Source organism: Rhodococcus sp. NPDC056960, from assembly GCF_042674125.1.
Lineage (GTDB): Bacteria > Actinomycetota > Actinomycetes > Mycobacteriales > Mycobacteriaceae > Rhodococcus_F.
In genome coordinates, this window is sequence record NZ_JBHURF010000007.1 from 170,708 (window position 1) to 189,413 (window position 18,706).

4 protein-coding genes are annotated in these 18,706 nt (G+C 69.8%); 1 reads left to right on the forward strand and 3 read right to left on the reverse strand.

Annotation, left to right across the window (positions count from 1 at the left end; all coding sequences use genetic code 11):
- Positions 1 to 4 precede the first annotated feature (4 nt).
- Positions 5 to 14,707, forward strand: a complete 14,703-nt coding sequence (locus tag ACFTWF_RS13175) for an amino acid adenylation domain-containing protein (RefSeq protein WP_378461648.1) — start codon at positions 5 to 7, stop codon at positions 14,705 to 14,707.
- Here the strand turns inward: ACFTWF_RS13175 and ACFTWF_RS13180 are convergent.
- Genes ACFTWF_RS13180 through ACFTWF_RS13190 form a run of 3 tightly spaced genes read right to left on the reverse strand, consistent with a single transcriptional unit; the run spans position 14,642 to position 18,590 of the window.
- Positions 14,642 to 15,358: a M50 family metallopeptidase gene (locus tag ACFTWF_RS13180; protein ID WP_378461649.1), complete on the reverse strand. Its 717-nt coding sequence runs from the start codon at positions 15,356 to 15,358 to the stop codon at positions 14,642 to 14,644. The two genes, ACFTWF_RS13175 and ACFTWF_RS13180, sit on opposite strands and share 66 nt — an antisense overlap.
- A gap of 28 nt (positions 15,359 to 15,386) precedes the next feature.
- Complete coding sequence (locus tag ACFTWF_RS13185; protein WP_378461650.1) at positions 15,387 to 17,342, reverse strand: aconitate hydratase; 1,956 nt, start codon at positions 17,340 to 17,342, stop codon at positions 15,387 to 15,389.
- A 60-nt stretch (positions 17,343 to 17,402) separates the two neighbouring features.
- Positions 17,403 to 18,590 (reverse strand): AAA family ATPase, encoded by a 1,188-nt coding sequence (locus tag ACFTWF_RS13190; protein ID WP_378461808.1) that lies wholly within the window; start codon positions 18,588 to 18,590, stop codon positions 17,403 to 17,405.
- Positions 18,591 to 18,706 lie beyond the last annotated feature (116 nt).

The window sequence follows — 18,706 nt, forward strand, 5'->3', positions numbered from 1 at the left end:
AGCGATGAGTTCACCGACCTCGGTTGGTCCCGGAGACTCGTCTGCGCACGCCTTTCCGCTGTCCCCCGCACAGAGGGGGATGTGGCTCGCGCAGCACGTCGACCCCGCGGTTCCCGTATCGGTCGCCCAATACGTCGACATCCGCGGCGACCTGGACCGCGGTGTCCTGACGTCGGCGTGTGCGCAAGCGGCGGCCGAATTCGAATCGTTTTTCCTGACCATCTCCGAGGCCGACGGCGAACCCGTGCAACGGGTGGATCCGGGACTGGGTGTGACAGTCGGGTACGTCGACTTCCGCGACGCACCGGATCCTGCGGCGTCGGCGCACGCGTGGATGCGCACCGAGACGGCCGCGCCGATCGATGTGCGGCGGGAACGCCTGGTGGTCACGTACGTCCTCCAGGTCGGGACAAACCACTACTTCTGGTATTCACGCGCCCACCACATCGCCCTGGACGGTTACGGTTCCGTCACGATGGTCTACCGGATCGCCGAGCTGTATTCCGCCGCGGTGCGGGGACTGCCGCCGCCCCCGAACAGGGCCCTCGGTCTTCGCCGTGTCCACGAACTCGAGATCGGATACCGCGACTCCGCTCGCCGGGAAGCCGACCGAGACTACTGGTTCGAGACGATGCGCGGCGTCACGCACCCGAGCACCTTGGCGCGCGGCTCCGCACCGGCGACCGCCGATTCCCGGAGCGTCAGTGGAACGTTGACGACGGAGACCGTCGATCAGCTCGAGAAGAGCGCGGCGGTGCACGGCGCCAATCCCGCGACGCTGGCCGTCGCTGCGGTCGCCGGGTATCTGGCGAGGATGAGCGGCGAGGACGACGTCACGCTCAGCCTGCCGGTGTCGGCCCGCACGACGGCTGCGCTGCGCCGGTCGGGTGGCATGGTGTCGAACGTGGTGCCGCTGCGCATCGGGTCTGCCGGGACCGCGAGTGTCGGCGATCTGGTGTCCCGCACGCGGCTCGCGATGTCCGGCGCCCTGCGCCATCAGCGGTACCGGCACGAGGACATTCGCGCCGATCTGGGACCGTCGCCATCGGGGCCGCGACTGTTCGGACCGGCGGTCAACATCATGCTGTTTTCGGAGGAGATCGAACTCGGCTCGCTGAAGGGGCACTTGCAGGTGCTGTCTTCGGGCCCGATCGAGGATCTCCTCGTCAACCTCTACCGGTACGGTCCCCGCGGACAGCTGCACCTCGATTTCAAGGCGAATCCGCGACTGTATTCGCCAGAGGACGTGGAGGGGCACCACACGAGGTTCCTGCGGTACTTCCGGCACTTCCTCGACGCCGATGTGTCCCTCCCCGTCGGTGAGCTCGCGGTCCTCACGGACGACGAGACAGCTGCGCTGGTTCCCGCCTCCGGACCGCCCGGCAGCGCGCCAGTCACGCTCGCTGATGTGTTTCGCGCTGCCGCCGCGCAGGATCCGGACGCCACCGCCGTGGTCTGTTCCGGCCGCAGGATCACGTACCGCGACCTCGACGCGCGCTCCGACCGGATCGCTGCGGCGCTGGGGCAGCTCGGTGTCGGGTCCGGCGACGTTGTGGCGCTCGCGTTTCCGCGGTCGCTCGACTACGTGTGCGCGGTCTGGGCCGTCGCGAAGACGGGAGCGGCCTTCCTGCCGGTGGACCCCACCTACCCTGTCACGCGGGTGCGGCACATGCTCGGCGACGCCCGGGCAACGGTCGGGTTGACCTCTCCGCAGCACTCGTCGATTTTGCCGGACACGACCGAATGGCTTCCGCTCGGCGACAGCGACACCGACAGCGACAGCGACACCGCCGCACCCGAGTTGCACACCCGGGCAAGACGACTCGACGACGTCGCCTACCTCATCTACACGTCGGGTTCGACCGGCGCACCCAAAGGGGTGGCGGTCACCCACCGCGGGATCGCCGATCTCGTTTCTGCACAGCGCACCCGACTCGACCTCGACGGCTCGGCGCGGGTTCTGCACGTCGCGTCGCCGAGCTTCGACGCCTCGATCTTCGAAATGCTGATGGCCTTCGGCTCCGGTGCCACGCTCGTCGTCGCCCCGGACTCGGTGTACGGAGGGCCGCCGCTCGCACAGCTGATGACCACGGAACGCATCACGCACGCGGTGATCACCCCGTCCGTCCTGGCCTCGATCGACCCCGGCGAGGTCGACGGTCTCCGCGTCCTCGTCGTCGCCGGTGAGGCGTGCCCCCCGGAGCTGTTGTCCCGGTGGGCCTCCCGATGCTCGGTCGTCGACGCGTACGGGCCGGCCGAGACCACCGTGATGGCGACCGTCGGCGATCCCCTCCCCGCGGCGGGCCCGGTCACCATCGGCCGGCCGATCCGCGGGACGCGAGCGGTGGTTCTCGACCACCGGCTCCGCCCGGTCCCGGTCGGTGTGCCCGGCGAACTGTACGTCGCGGGGGCGGCCCTGGCCCGCGGCTACCACCGCAGGGCGCGGCAGACGTCGGAGCGGTTCGTCGCCGACCCGTACGGGCCGCCGGGCACCCGCATGTACCGCACGGGCGACACCGTCCGCTGGACTCGCGACCACGAACTCGAATATCTCGACCGCAGCGACGAACAGGTGAATCTCCGCGGTCTGCGCGTCGAACCCGGGGAGATCGACGCCACCCTGCGCCGCCACCCGGCTGTTCGATTCGCCGTCACCGTGATTCGCTCGCAGGCCGCCGGTGATCAGCTCGTGTCGTATGTCGTGGGCAACGATGTGAGCGAGCAGGCGTTGCTCTCGTACCTCACCGCCGAACTGCCCCCGCATCTGGTGCCGGCCGCCGTCGTCGCGCTGGACGACATTCCGCTGACCCCGTCGGGCAAGGTCGACCGCCGCGCGCTTCCCGCGGTCGGCCGCCGGTCGACGATCCGGACCGCGCCCCGCGATGCGCGTGAGCGGACGCTGCACGGCATCTACACCGAGATCCTCGGGACCTCCGATTTCGGTGTGGACGACTCGTTCTTCGCGCTCGGCGGCGACAGCATCATGGCGATCCAGTTGGCGTCCCGCGCACGGAGTGCGGGGATCACGTTCAGTCCGCGCGACGTGTTCGAGCAGCGGACGATCTCCCGGCTCGGTGCGATCGCCGGTCACCACCCTGGCAGGCCGACCCTGGAGGAACTTCCCGGCGACGGGATCGGCGACATGCCGCTCACCCCGGCTGCCCGATTCCTTCTCGACCGGGTTCGTGAGATCGACCGCTACGCCCAGGCGGTGGTGGTGGAATTGCCACGCGGAATGGACGCCGAGCGACTGGGCAGGGTGATCGGCGCCGTCGTCGACCGGCACGACGCTCTGCGGACCCGCCTGGTTCGCCGCTCCGACGGGACGGCGTTTCTCACCGCGAGTCCGGTCGGTGCACCGTTGCCGGACGGCACGATCCGCCGGGTGCCGCTGCCCGACAACGCCGATGCGGCGCAACGCACCCGGGACGAACACGAGGCGGCGGTCCGGCGGTTGAATCCGGCTGTCGGAGTGATGCTGCAGTGCGTCTGGCTCGATCCCGGTCCGGACCGTCGCGGGCGGCTTCTCCTCGTCGCCCACCACCTGGTGATCGACGGGGTCTCGTGGCGGATCCTGATCGGCGACCTCGCCGCCGCGTGGAAGCAGCCGCTCCCCCTTCCGCCGATCGGCACGTCGCTGCGCCGCTGGTCGCACGGACTGATCGAGCAGGCGCGGCGCCCCGCCCTCCGGTCGCAGCTCACGTTCTGGCGCGACGTGACCGGTGGCGACGAGCCGCCGCTCGGGGCGCGTCCGCTCGACGCGCGGCGCGACGTCGATTCGACTGTCGCCCGGATCCACACGGCGGTGCCGGCAACGCACTCGGTGCTCACCGACCTCCCGGCCGCCTTCCACTGCGACGTCAACGACGCGCTGCTCACCGCACTCGCCCTCGCACTGACGCAATGGCAGCGCAGCCGGGGGCGGTCGCCCACCGTGCCGGTGATCAGGCTCGAGGGCCACGGCCGTGAGGAATCGATCCTGCCCGGGGCCGACCTCTCCCGCACCGTGGGGTGGTTCACCAGCATCTTCCCGATCCGCCTCCACCTCGCAGGCGTGGACCTCGACGAAGCGTTCGCGGGCCGCCGTTCCGCGAGTGCCGCGATCACGGCAGTCAAGGAGCAACTGCGTGCCGTTCCCGGCAAGGGCCTCGGCTACGGGCTGCTGCGGTACTTCGGGGACGCCGCGGCGCGGCAGCTGGGTGAGCGGCCGGAGGGGCAGATCGCCTTCAACTACCTCGGCCGTCTCGATATCGCCGACACCGGACCGGATTGGCGCCCGGTGCGTGACGGCAGCGCCGTGTTCTCGTCGGCAGAACCGTCGATGCCGGTCACCGCGCTGATCGACATCACCGCGTCCACGACCGACGGCGTCCTCGACACCGTCTTCGCGTTCCCGGCCGATGCGATCGCGTCCGAGGACGTGCAGGCGCTGGCCGACCTCTGGGTGCGGGCGCTCACCGCCCTCGCCGCGGTGGCGCGTTCTCCGCACGGCAGCGGGCTCGTCCCGTCGGATCTGCCGCTCGTCTCCGTCGACCGGGCCGACCTCGACGCGTGGGAGCGGGATCGTCCCGGCCTGCTCGACGTGTGGCCGCTGACACCGTTGCAGTCGGGCCTGCTGTTCCATGCGGCGCTCGCCGGCTCGGACGCGGATCCGTATGCGATGCAGGTGATCCTGACCCTGTCCGGGCAGATCGATCCAGCGCGGCTCCGGAACGCCTGCGCCGCCGTCCTCGCGGGGCACGCGAATCTGCGCACCGCCTTCTTGCGCGACGGCCGCGGCGTTCCCGTGCAACTCGTGCTCGACGAGGTGCCGCTGCGCTGGCAGCACATCGACGTCACGGACGGCGACGCCGAGCGGGTTCTCCGCGCGGATCGCACCACCCGCTTCGACATGTCTGCCCCACCGCTGATTCGGTTCACGCTGCTGTCGCACGGAACGCGCCGCGCCGAACTGGCGATCACGGCCCACCACATCGTGCTGGACGGCTGGTCGATGCCGGTGCTGGTGCGCGAGCTCTTCACCGCTTACCGAGACGGCGACATCCGCACCGAGCCCCCGGATTCGAGTCCGTACCGCGACTTCCTGGAATGGCTGGCGGCGAGGGACACCGAGGCCTCGGCGCACGCGTGGGCCTCGGCACTCGGCGGCATCACCGAACCCGCTGCACCGGAGGAGCGCACCGTCGTCACCTCCGAGGCGGTGCTGGAGTTGAGCGAGGAAGACACCGCGGCGCTGACGGCGCGCGCGGCGGAACTCGGAATCACGCTGAGCACGGCCGTCCAGGCGGCCTGGGGAATCGTTCTCGGGCAGACCACCGGCCGCGACGACGTCGTGATCGGCGCGACCGTCTCCGGCCGGCCCCCGGAACTCGCCGGCGTGGAACGCGCGGTGGGGTTGTTCGTCAACACTGTCCCCGTGCGCATCCCGCTCGACCCCGACGTCGAGGCTGCCACCCTTCTCACCCGCCTGCAGGCCGATCACGTCCGCCTCCTCGAGCACCACTATCTGGGGCTCGCGGAGATCCAGCGGGCAGTCGGTGTGGCCCCGCTCTTCGACACGCTCGTCGCGTTCGAGTCGTACCCGGTGGACCGGACCGCGCAGCCGGAGGCTGTGGACGGCGTCGTGCTCGACGCGGTCCGCGCACACGATTCCTCGCACTACGCCGTGACACTCGCGGCGACGGTGGCCGGAACATTGCGGCTGACGGCGAACTGCCGGTCACCCCGGTACGACGGGAACGCCCTGCTCGCGCGGATGGGCCGCGCCCTCACCCACATCGCCGGGAATCCGCATCTGGCGGTGGGCCGGTTCGACCTTCTCGGCGAGGCGGAGAAGCAGAGGGTTCTGCGCACCTGGAACGCGACCGATGTTCCGGTTCCGCCGGTCACCCTGGTCGATCTGTTCGATGCGCAGGTCACGCGCTCACCCGCTGCCGTGGCGGTGGTGTTCGGGGCGGATGTGTTGACGTACACCGAGTTCGACGCGCGGGCGAATCGGCTGGCGCGGTATCTCGTGGCGCGGGGCGTCGGACCGGAAACCGTGGTCGGTGTCTCGATACCCCGCTCACCTCACCTGCTCGTCGCGCTGTACGCGGTGCTGAAAGCCGGCGGCGCCTACGTTCCGGTCGACCCCGAGCACCCGTTCGCGCACCGGGCGCTCGTCGTCGATTCCGCCGCACCGGCATTGCTGCTCACGTCCGGGAATCGCGCGGCCCCGGACGGGGAGACCATCGTGGATCTCGATCTGCTCGACGTGTCCGGGTACGACCCTGCGCCGGTGACCGATTCCGCGAGGCGCTCACCGCTGCGCCCGGCGAATGCCGCGTACGTCATCTTCACGTCCGGTTCCACCGGAAGACCCAAGGGCGTAACGGTGACCCACGCGATGATGGTGAACCAGTTCCGCTGGGCGCAGACGCAGACGCCGCTCGACGGTTCCGACGCGGTGCTGCACAAGACCCCGCTCACCTTCGACATCTCCGCGTGGGAACTGTTCTGGCCCCTGCAGACCGGTGCACGGGTGGTGATCGCCGAACCCGGTGGCCACCGCGATCCCCGTTATCTGGCGCGCATCGTCGAGCAGGAGTCGATCACGACTCTCCACGTCGTGCCGTCGATGCTCGACGCCTTCGTGGAGCAGTGCGGGCGCCGGACACCGGCGACGTTGCGCCGCGTGTTCTCCGCAGGGGAATCGCTGTCGACCGCGACGGCATCGCGATTCACCGAACACAGCGCTGCCGCACTGTTCAACTGGTACGGCCCCTGCGAGGCGGCGGCGGCGACGTCGGAGCCGTTCGACGGCAACGATTTCGGACCATCCGTAGCCCTGGGGCGCCCGGTGCAGAACATACGTACGTATGTGCTCGACAGCCGGCTGCGGCCGGTGCCGGTCGGGACGAGGGGCGAGTTGTATCTCGCCGGTCCGTTGGCGCGCGGCTACGCCGGACGTCCCGACCTCACGGCCGAGCGGTTCCTCGCCGATCCCTACGACGGACGAGGCGGGCGGATGTACCGCACCGGAGACGCGGTGCGATGGAACGACACGGGCCGGCTCGAGTACCTCGGACGCACCGACTTCCAGATCAAGTTGCGCGGACAGCGCATCGAGCCCGGCGAGATCGAGGCCGCAATGACGTCCGATCCGGCGGTGACCCACGCCGCGGTAACCGTGCAGCGGCACCCGGGCACCGGAGATCGGCTGATCGCGTATGTCGTTGCCGCGGAGGGCGAATACCTGGACGAGACCCGGATCTCCGAACGCCTCGCAGGCCTGCTCCCGGCCCACATGATTCCCTCGACGTTCGTCGCGCTTCCCGCGCTGCCAGTCACGACGAGCGGAAAGCTGGATCGCGCGGCCCTACCGGACCCGGTTTCCGCGACAGTGGTGTCCGATCCGCCCGCCACCCCCGTCGAGGACGTCGTCGCGTTCGTGTTCGCGGAGGTGACGGGCAGCGGGCAGCTCGGAAGGAACACCAACTTCTTTGCTGCCGGCGGAAATTCGCTCACAGCAGCGCAGGTGGTCGCCCGCGTCGGAGCCGCGCTGGGGACCACCCTCGACCTGCGGGAACTGTTCGACCACCCGACGGTCGCGGGACTGTCCGGACATCTGGCTGCACGAACGCACGAGGCCGAGCGCGCGCCCCTGGTCCCCCGTCTTCCGGCCGCCCATGTGCCGCTGTCGCTCGCGCAGCAACGACTGTGGTTTCTGAACCGCCTCGACGGCCGCTCGGCCACCGACACCATTCCCGTCGTGCTGCGTCTCACCGGCACGCTCGACGAATCGGCCGTGTGCGCGGCGGTGGGCGACGTGATCGAGCGTCACGAACCCCTCCGCACGGTCTATCCCGAACACGACGGGATCCCCTGCCAGCACATTCTGGCCGCCTCCGCGGTGCCGCCCTGCACGGTGCGGAGGGCGACCGACGCCGCCGCCCGGGTGCGCGACCTCGTGTCCGCGGGATTCGACCTCACCGCCGAACTCCCGGTGCGCACCGAACTTCTCGCGGTGCGCGACCACGAATGGGTGCTGGCCCTCGTCGTCCATCACATCAGCGCCGACGGGTTCTCGCTGGGACCACTGGCCCGCGACGTGATGGCGGCGTACCGCGCGCGGACCCGCGGCGACGCTCCGGCGTGGACACCCCTCCCCGTCCGGTACGCCGACTATTCGCTGTGGCAACACGAACAGCGGGACGGGCAGCAGAGCCTGACGTACTGGACCCGGACGCTGTCCGGGATGTCCGGAACGCTCCCCCTTCCGTTCGACCGTGCGCGACCCGCCGTCGCCACACACGGCGGCGCCCACATCGAATTCGGTCTCGACGCCGAGACCCACCGGCGGATTCGCGGACTCGCGCGCACCCACGACGCCACTCTGTTCATGGTGCTCCACGCGGCGCTCGCCGTCCTCGCGGCCAGACTGAGCGGCACCCCGGATATCGTCGTCGGTACGCCGATCGCCGGACGCGGGCCCCGCGCTCTCGACGATCTCGTCGGAATGTTCGTCAACACACTGGTACTCCGGACCCACGTCCCGCCCGGCGACACGTTCGGCGACGTGCTCGATCGGGTGCGGGGTGTCGATCTCGATGCGTACACCCACGCGGACGTCCCGTTCGAGGAGATCGTCGAGGCGGTCGCGCCCGCCCGGTCGCGCAGCCAGAACCCACTGTTCCAGCTGGCATTCGCCTACCACAACACGGCACCGGTCGTGGTCGACCTGCCGGACGTCTCCGCTCGGATCGTCGAGGTGGACACGGGCACCGCGAAATTCGACCTGCAGCTGACCGTCACCGAATCGGTCGACGAAAACGGACCCGGACCGCTCTCGTGTGTCTTCACCTACGCCACCGACCTGTTCGACGACATCACGGTCTCGGGGTTCGCCGAGCGCTTCCGGCGCGTGCTGGATGCCGCACTCGCACACCCGCCCGTCGTGGTCGGTGACATCGACCTCCTGGACGACCAGGAGAAGCAGGCGGCCCGGCACACGGGTGCGCCGTCGCTACCGCAGCGCATGCTGCCCGAACTGATGTCCGCGGCCGCCGAGCGGAATCCGGACGGCCCGGCGTCGACGGCCGACGGCCGGTCCATGACGTACCGGGAACTCGACGCCGAGTCGAATCGACTGGCACGCGCGCTGATGCGGCGCGGTGTCGGTCCGGAAACGGTCGTGGCTCTCGGCCTGTCGCGCTCCGCACTGTCCGTGGTGTCCGTGTGGGCCGTCGCGAAGACCGGTGCCGCCTTCGTCCCCGTCGACCCGCGCTACCCCGCGGCGCGGATCACGTATCTGGTGAACGATTCCGGCGCGGTACTCGGCCTGACCACCGCCCCGGACCGCGGGTCCCTGACCGACGCCACGGACTGGCTGCTGCTGGACACCCCGGACTTCCGAACCGAATGTCGCGGTCACTCGTCGGGGCCGATCACCGATGCCGACCGTGCACGGCCGCTCGAGGTCCGCCACCCGGCGTACGTGATCTACACGTCCGGTTCGACGGGCACCCCGAAGGGCGTCGTGGTGACTCACACGGGCCTCGCCGACTTCACGGCGGAGCAGCGTGAGCGCTATTCGGTGACGGCGTCCTCGCGCACCCTGCACGGTTCGTCGCCCGGCTTCGACGGCGCGGTCCTGGAGATCCTGCTCGCCCTCGGCGCGGGTGCCTGCATGGTGATCGCACCACCCACCGTCTACGGCGACGAACCGCTGACCGACCTGCTGGCCGCCGAGCGGGTCAGTCACCTGTTCACCACACCGACCGTCCTGGCGACGATCGACCCGGGTGCGCTCCGCGACGTCCGGACGGTGGTGGTGGGAGGCGAACCGTGCCCGCCGGAACTCGCGGCGGGCTGGGCGGCGCAGAAACACCTGTCGCTGTTCAACGGATACGGTCCGACCGAGACGACGGTGATGACGACCATCAGCGATCCCCTGGCGGCGGGCGGCCCGGTCACCATCGGCCGTCCGGTTCGTGGCGCCGTGGTCCTCCTGCTGGATTCGCGTCTGCACCCGGTTCCGACGGGAGTCGCCGGGGAACTGTACGTGTGCGGGCCGGGCGTCGCCCGCGGCTACCATCGCCGGCCCGGGCTGACGGCCGCACGCTTCGTCGCCTGCCCGTTCGGCGCGGCCGGGGAGCGGATGTACCGGACGGGCGATGTGGGACGGCGCCGCCGGGACGGGTCTATCGAGTACCTGTACCGTAACGACTCGCAAGTCGAACTGCGCGGAGTCCGAATCGAACTCGGCGAGATCGACGCGACGCTGCGTACCCACCCGAGCGTGCGGTTCGCGGCCACCGACGTGCGTGCACTGCGGGACGGCGTCGACGCACTCGTGTCGTACGTGCTCCCCGCACGCGGCCGGACAGTCGATCCCGACCAGTTGATCCGCTTCGTGTCGGAGCGACTGCCCACGCCCCTGGTGCCCGCGACGGTGGTCGTGGTGGAGACGGTGCCGCTCACCGGGAACGGGAAGCTGGATCGCGCGGCGCTGCCCGACCCCGTCCCCGCGGCCACCGACTTCGAGGCCCCGCACACTCCCGCCGAACGGGTGGTGGCGACGGTGTTCGCCGAGGTACTCGGACTCGACCTCGTGGGACGGGACGCGAACTTCTTCGCCCTGGGCGGCACGTCTCTGTCCGCCACGCGCGCCGCATCCCGGATCGGCGCGGCACTGCAGACGACGGTCCCGGTGCGCGCAGTGTTCGACGCCCCCACCGTCTCCGCGCTCGCGGCGGCCGTCACCGATCGGACCGAGGGCACGGCACCCGCCGCACTGACCGTGCGCCCGCGCCCGCCACGGGTGCCGCTGTCGCCGGCGCAGCAACGGCTGTGGTTCCTCTCCCGGCTCGCCCCGGGCTCCCCCGAGTACACCATTCCGATGGCGTTGCGGCTCACCGGGTCGCTGGACGTCGCCGCCCTCGGAGCAGCGGTCGCGGACGTGGTGGGTCGTCACGAACCGCTGCGCACGCTCTACCCCGACAGCGGCGGCGTCGCCTACCAGCAGGTGGTCCCCGTGTCGCGGGGCGCGCCCGCGCTCGAACCGATACCGGTGTCCCACGGCGACGTCGCCGCGCGGGTGGCGACGTTCGCGGCGCAGGGATTCGCGCTGGGCGCCGAACCGCCGATCCGCGCCCGGCTGTTCGCGCCGGACCCGGACGACTGGGTGCTCGCCGTCATGGTCCATCACATCAGTGCGGACGGCTACTCGGTGCCGTTGCTCGTCCGCGATCTGATGACCGCGTACGAGGCCCGGATCTCGGGTTCGGCTCCGCGGTGGGCCGAATTACCGGTCCAGTACTCGGACTACACCCTGTGGCAGCACGAGGTACTCGGCGACCGCGACGATCCGTACTCCGTCGCCGCGCGGGAATTGTCGTACTGGACGGACACGCTGTCGGGCGCGCCCGAACAACTGCCCCTTCCCACGGACCGGCCGCACCCCGCCGTGGCATCGCACCGAGGCGGCACAGTCGAATTCGCGCTCGACGACGACCTGTACCGGGCGGTCGAGCACGCCGCTTCGGCCCGGGCGGTCACCCCGTTCATGGTTGTGCACGCGGCGTTCGCGGTGCTGCTCACCAGACTCGGCGGATCCACCGACATCGTGATCGGCACGCCCGTCGCGGGACGCGGGGATCAGGCCCTCGACGCACTGGTGGGGATGTTCGTCAACAACCTGGTTCTGCGCACCGAGGTGATTCCCGCGGAAAGCTTCACGGAACTGCTCGCCCGGGTGCGGGAGGACGACCTGGACGCGTTCGCCCACTCCACGGTTCCGTTCGAGACCGTGGTCGACGCGCTCCGTCCCGCCCGGTCACGCGCACGCAACCCGCTGTTCCAGGTGGCCCTGGCATTCCAGAACCTCGACCACACCCCGCTCGCACTACCCGGACTGCAGGTGTCGGAGATGACTCCCGCCGTCCGGTCGGCCCGATTCGACCTGCAACTCACCGTCGTCGCCGGCCCGGACCCGGCGGCCGAACACATTCGGCGGACGGCCGTGTTCACCTACGCCACCGACCTGTTCGACCATCACACCGTCGTGGAGATCGGCGAGCGCTTCCTCCGGACGTTGAGCGAGGCCGTCGCACAACCGGATCTGGCCGTCGGCGACCTCGCCCTCGTCGATCCGGACCCCGCCGTACCCACCGCGGCGCCCTCGTCCGGTGACACGCTCGTCGATCTCCTCGACCGGCAGGTCGCGGCGGCACCCGACGCGACCGCTGTGATCTCCGGCGACGAAGCAGTCACCTACCGCGAACTCGACGAGACGGTCAACCGGCTGGCGCGCCACCTGATCGCCACCGGTGTCGGACCGGAGTCCATGGTGGGACTGGCGATCCGCCGCTCCGTCGACCTCCTCGCCGGAATGTATGCCGTCGCGAAGACCGGAGCGGCGTACGTGCCGATCGACCCCGATCACCCGGCACGGCGCAATGCCGAGGTCATCCGGTCGTCGGGTGCTCACGTCGTCCTGACCACCGAGCGGGATCGGTTCGACATCTCCGACGTCCTACCGCCGCAGACCCGGCTGGTCGTCGTGGACCGACTGGACCTCGCCGACGTCGACCCCTCGCCGATCTCGGATCACGACCGGATCGCACCACTGCGGGAGCAGAACCCGGCGTACGTGATCCACACATCCGGATCGACCGGAACACCCAAGGGCGTGGTCGTGACCCATGCGGCCGTCGTGAGCTTCCTGAGGTGGCGTCAGGACACCGACCCGCTCGGTGCAGGCGACACGGTGATGCTGAAGTTGCAATACACGTTCGACGCCTCGGTGCGCGAGTTCTGGTGGCCGCTGATCGCAGGTGCCCGCCTGGTGATCGCTCGACCGGACGGGCACCGCGACCCGCGCCATCTCGCCGAACTGATCGGCAGGCGCGGGGTGACGGCGGGGTATTTCCTCCCACTGATGCTGGCCGAGATCCTGGCGATTCCCGATGCCGATCTCGTGTCACTGCGGCAGGTGTCGTGCGGCGGCGAGACCCTGCCCCCGGACACCGCCCACAATTTCCACGCTCGATGCCCGGACGCGGTGCTGTACAACGAATACGGCCCCACCGAGACCGCGGTCGCCGTGATCCGCGCCGTCGTCGGCAGCGTCGCCGCAGCCGTCCCGATCGGGATGCCCCAGAACGGGATCGGTGCGCTGGTGCTGGATTCGCGGTTGCATCCGGTACCCGTCGGGGTGCCCGGTGAGCTCTACCTCGCCGGCGCCCAGCTCGCCCGCGGGTACCTCGGACAACCGGGGGTCACGGCCGCACGCTTCCCGGCCGCTCCGTGGGGCCCGCCCGGTAGTCGGATGTACCGGACGGGCGACGTGGTGCGCCGCCGCCGGGACGGCGCGCTCGACTATCTCGGCCGACGCGATCTCCAGGTGAAGATCCGGGGTCAGCGCGTCGAGCTCGAGGAGATCGAGGCGGCGCTCCGACGCCACGACTCCGTCGCGTATTCCGCTGCCGCCGTCTACGAATCCGCGAACGCCGGCGCACGGCTGGTGGGCTACGTCGTGCCCCGGCCGGGCCTGGTCGTGGACACCCGAACCGTGTCGGCGGACCTGGCGCAGCGCCTCCCCCGGTACATGGTGCCCAATCAGATCGTGGTGCTGGACGCGCTGCCGTCGACGCCCCACGGCAAGCTGGACCGGCGCGCGCTCCCCGATCCCGGTGTGCCACGGGCGCAGCGGTTCCGCCCGCCGGCCACGCGCACCGAGAAACTGGTCACCGCGGTGTTCGCGGACGTTCTCGGCGCCGGTCTGGTGGGGCTGGACGACGATTTCTTCGAGCTCGGCGGCAACTCCCTGTCCGCGACCCGGGCGGCGTCACAGCTGCACGCCGCGACCGACGTCGAGGTGCGGCTCGAATGGTTCTTCACCGACGCGACCGCGGAGGGAATCGCCGGACGGATCTCGTCGAGTGTCGCCGCGACGACCACCGCGCTCGGGGTGCTGCTGCCCCTGCACCCGGACGGTGCCAGGGATCCGCTGTTCTGCATCCATCCGGCGATCGGATTGGCCTGGTGCTACTCGGGATTGAGCGCGCACCTCGGACCCGACCGACCCGTCTACGGTGTCCAGTCCCCCTCCGTGACCGGGCCCGGCGAACGGTTCACGACGATCGCACAGCGAGCCCATCGATACGTGCGGGAGATCCGGCGGGTGCAGCCACGGGGGCCGTACCACCTGCTCGGGTACTCGGTGGGGGGCGTGATCGCGCACGCGATGGCCGTGGAGTTGCGTTCGCTCGGCGAGGAGATCGGCCTGCTCACGATGATCGACAGCTATGCGTCGGCGGAGCGGGACGCCCCGGCGCCGACGCTCCCGGAACTCCTGCGGGAATTCGGCGACGGCGCGTCGGAGCAGCTCGGACCGGAGCATCTGAGCCGGCTGTACGCGGACTACATCGACGTCATCGACGCCGCCGCCGAATTCCGGCCGGAACGGTTCGACGGCGGACTGCTGTTCTTCGACGCGTCGGGGGACGCAGCCCAGCCGGTATCGGCGAGCGCGACGTGGCGGCCGTGGATCGCCGGCGACATCGCCGCCCACCCTGTCGACCAGCCGCACGCGCGGATGACCGATCCGCAGGCGATCGCCGTCATCGGACCGATCCTGGCCGCACAGCTGGGCGGCGTCTCAGCCACCGACGGGCCGGAGAATCCACCACCCACCCAGCGCGAGACAGCTCAGCGTCACGAGTAGGAACAAACCCACCCAGACGATGCCGGGGATGTGGGTGAGCCGCGCCAGCTGATCGGCGTCCGATTCGGGGGCCGCGCCGCGGGCGCGTTGACGCTGCAGTTCGAGGACCGGTCGCGGGGCCGCGACGAGCATGAACAGGGTGATCAGATAGGCCGCGGCCACCTGCTGGTCCTGCGTCCCGAACCAGACCAGTCCGAACAGCAGCGCCCCGACCACCGTGAGGGAGAACAACCCGTACAGATTCCGGACGAGAATCAGCATGGCCGCGAGGGCTGCCACCCCGATCCACAGCACCGCGACGGCGTGCTGCGTGCCCAGCACCCAGGCCGCACCGAGCCCGAGTACGGCGGGTCCGACGTAGCCGGCGAATGTCATGAGCACCACGCCGAGCCCGGTCGGTTTTCCGGACGAGATGGCCACACCGGACGTGTCGGAGTGCAGCCGCACCCCCTTCAGGGTTCGACCGAACAGCAGGGCGACTACCAGGTGCGCGCCCTCGTGCACGATGGTCACCACATTGCGCGTCAGTCGCCACGCGTGCGGTTCGAGGACGAGTATCACCGCCACCACCGCCGCGACCTGAACGATCCAGGGAGCCGGCGCGGGGCTGACCGCGCTCACGCGCTCCCACAGCGTTTGCATTCCATTCATCGGCGCCGAGTGTACGGCGACCGGCTGATCACTCCCTGCGTGCCAGCTGTGGAATCAATCCGCCCGCGAGCACGTCGTCGACCTGCCGTGGGGACAGCCGATGACGCACCGGGATCTCCACCTCACGGGTCGAGTCGAACAGCGTCAGACGAGAGCCGGACCGAATGGCGTCCCGCACCCCGTCGAGAACCAGCACGTCGTCCTGCCGGATCGTGTCGTAATCGTCCGGATTCTCGAACTCGAGCGCGAGCACACCGAAGTTGGCAAGGTTCTGCCAATGGATACGGGCGAACGAGATGGCGATCACCGCGCGCAACCCGAGGTAACGCGGGGTGATCGCGGCGTGCTCACGCGAGGACCCCTGCCCGTAGTTGTCGCCGCCGACGATGAAATGTCCGGTGGTCTTCGCCGTCTCCTCCGCGCGCGCCGGATAGGTCTCGTCGACCTGGGTGAACGTGAACCGGGACAGCTTCGGAATGTTGGAACGGAACGGCAGGGCCCGCGCCCCGGCCGGAGAGATCTCGTCGGTGGAGATGTTGTCGCCGACCTTCAGAAGTACCGGAGCCTCGATGCGGTCGGGCAGCGGCGGAAACTCGGGCAGGGACGAGATGTTGGGCCCCTTCACGAGTTCGACGTGCCGCGCCTCCTCCTCCGGCAACGGAGCCACCAGCATGGCTGTGTTGACGGTGGCCTCCTCCGGAAGCGTGAGCTCCGGATACGGCATCCCCACTTTCTCCGCCCAGTCCCGTGGGTCGGTGATCACCCCGGTGAGAGCCGACGCAGCCGCCGTCTCGGGTGAACACAGCCACACGGAATCCTCCCGGGTGCCCGAGCGTCCCGGAAAATTGCGGGGCATCGTCCGGAGAGAATTCCGGCCGGTCGCCGGCGCCTGGCCCATCCCGATACAGCCCATGCAGCCGGACTGATGAATTCGCGCGCCCGCCACGACGAGTTCGAGCGTCGCGCCCATCGCGGTCAGGTCGGAGAGGATCTCCCGCGAACTCGGATTGATGTCGAAGCTCACGCTCGGATCGGTTTGCCTCCCGGACACCATGGCCGCAGCGATCGCGAAGTCGCGGAGTCCGGGATTGGCCGACGACCCGATCACCACCTGGCTGACGTCCTCACCGGCGACCTCCCGGACGGGCACCACGTTTCCCGGTGAAGACGGTTTCGCGATCAGCGGCTCGATCGTCGACAGGTCGAGGTGTTCGTGCACGTCGTATTGCGCGCCTGCATCGGCGAGCAGTTCCACGAAGTCGCCTTCCCTGCCCTCGGCGCGCAGGAAATCGCGGACGGCGTCGTCGGCGGGAAAGATGGACGTCGTGGCGCCCAGTTCGGCGCCCATGTTCGCGATCACGTGACGATCCATCGCCGTCAATGTCGTGAGCCCCTCACCGTGGTATTCGATGATTCTGTTGAGCCCGCCCTTGACCCCGTGGCGGCGGAGCATCTCGAGGATGACGTCCTTGGCCGAACACCAGTCGCGGAGCCTGCCGGTCAACTCCACACCCCAGATCTGAGGCATCCGCAGGTGCAGGGGCTGACCCGCGATCGCCATGGCGACCTCGAGCCCACCGACGCCGATCGCGAGCATGCCCAGCGATCCCGCCGCCGGTGTGTGCGAGTCGGAACCGACCATGGTCTTGCCGGGTACGCCGAAGCGCTGCATGTGGGTGGGATGAGAGACCCCGTTGCCCGGCTTCGAGAACCACAGCCCGTACCGCAGGGCGGCGGTGCGGAGGAACTCGTGGTCCTCGGCGTTCTTCTCGTCGGTCTGCAGCAGATTGTGGTCCACGTATTGCGCGCTCAACTCGGTCTTGATGCGATCGAGGTGGAGCGCTTCGAGTTCCTGCATCACCAGGGTTCCGGTGGCGTCTTGGGTGAGAGTCTGGTCGATCCGGATCGAGATCTCCTCACCCGGTTCCATCCGGCCGTCGAGGAGGTGTGCACCGATGACCTTGCGAGCGACTGTGTCCGACATCGCTGATCCCTTCGTCGTACCTCCAGGATGCGCCGGAGCCGCGGCGAGGGCCAGGTTTCGCTAGTCGCTCTGCGCGCGCAGATACTTGCCGAAGTGCGGCACGGTGAAACCGATCGATCCGCGCTCGGCCGAAAAGATCAGCCCCTTCTTGATGAGCCCGTCCCGCGCCGGCGACAGCGACGCGGGTTTGCGGCCCAGTTCGGAGGCGATCGCCGCCGTCGCGACCGGGCCCTCGTCCCCGGAGAGGTCGGCCATCGCCCGCATGTATTCCCGCTCGGCCGGTGTCGCGCGTTCATACCGCGACCCGAAGAACCCGACCGCCAGCTCCTCCTCCGCGGTCGGCGCCGCCACCCGCACATCCTCTTCCGTGACGGGGCTCGCCGCGGCCACGTCCCACGTCGCCTTGCCGTAGGCCTGGACGAAGTAGGGGTAGCCGTCGGCCGCGGCGTACAACGCGTCGAGCGCCTCGTCCGTGAACTTCACGTCCTCCCGCTCGGCGGGAGCGATCAACGCCCGATCCGCGGACGCCCGGTCGAGTCGGTCGATGCGGTGATAGCTGAACAGCCGCTCCGAATAACTCTTGGACGCCGAGAGCACCGCGGGCAGATGCGGCAGTCCGGCACCGACCACGATCAGCGGCGCCGCGCCCTGGCTGAGCTCGTGGCAGGCCCCGCACACCGCCGACACGTCCGCGGCCCCGAGGTCCTGCATCTCGTCGATGAACAGTGCGATCCCGACCCCGACGTCGCGGGCCAGGGACGACGCGTCGAGCAGCAGTTCCACCAGATCGATCTCGATGTCGCCGGAGTCGGCGCGTCCCTTCACCGCGGGGGCGTCGATGCCCGGCTGCCACCGTTCCCGCATGCCCTTGTCGGCGGTCGCGCGCAGGGCGAACGACTTGAGGACGCCGAGGAATTCCTCCACCCGGTCCGGGTCGCGATGCGAGCCCGCGATCTCACGAATCGCCATGTGCAGCGCGGACGACAGCGGCCTCCTCAGTTCCTGATCCGGGCGGGCCTCGATCTTCCCCGTCCCCCACCGCCGCGAGATGGCGGCCGACCGCAGATGGTTCAGCAGGACGGTCTTTCCGACGCCGCGCAGACCCGTCAGCATCACACTGCGTTCCGGGCGACCGCGCGCGATCCGCTCGAGCACCACGTCGAACGCGTCGAGTTGCCTGGTTCGTCCCGCGAGCTCCGGCGGGCGCTGGCCCGCGCCGGGCGCATAGGGGTTACGGACAGGGTCCATGACCACGAAGGTAACAACCTCTGTTGCCGAATCTGCGTTCATCTAGCGCGTGTCCTAGATCCCGCTATGAAGTCGTAGCGAGGGGTGGGTGGTTCCGCACCCTGCGGTGCCTATCG